At 48.3% G+C, this 547-nt stretch carries 1 protein-coding gene; it reads left to right on the top strand.

Annotation, left to right across the window (positions count from 1 at the left end):
• Window positions 1–266 precede the first annotated feature (266 nt).
• On the top strand, window positions 267–547 hold a 281-nt coding region (locus AC0QHF_RS08805), incomplete at its 3' end, for a reverse transcriptase N-terminal domain-containing protein (protein ID WP_324703832.1).

Below are 547 nucleotides of genomic sequence, written 5' to 3' on the forward strand. Positions count from 1 at the left end.
TGCAGTTACCTACACAGACCCTCAAAGTACACCGGGGGAGAGGATGAGTCTAAGGATGGAATACCCATACAGACGGAACGAAATAACCCCATATTGGCTCTTGTCCAATGGTCGATTAGGCAAGTAGTGAAAGGCAATAAAACCGAAAGTGTAAGCGCAAGCCATATGGGAGTGAGATGTGACCAGAAGCCAACGCCCGGACGTAAAATCTGGGATATGCAGACGGGTCACGGTTCAGACGTAAGATGGAGACTTGAGTAGCAATAATGGCGAAATCTAGTCAAACCAAAGGATTCGGCAAGCCGAAACCAACGGTCACTAAGAATGCATGGAGAGCCATCAACTGGGCGAAAGTTCAGCGGATGGTTTTCAAGTTGCAAAAGCGTATCTATCAAGCGGCTCAATCGGGACAGAATGCAAAAGCTAGAAGGTTGCAGAGACTCTTGTTAAAGTCATACTATGCAAGGCTACTAGCGGTAAGGCGAGTAACCCAAGACAACCAAGGCAAGAAGACAGCCGGAGTTGACGGTGTGGTAGCGATATCCCC

The organism is Lyngbya sp. CCY1209 (genome assembly GCF_055795065.1).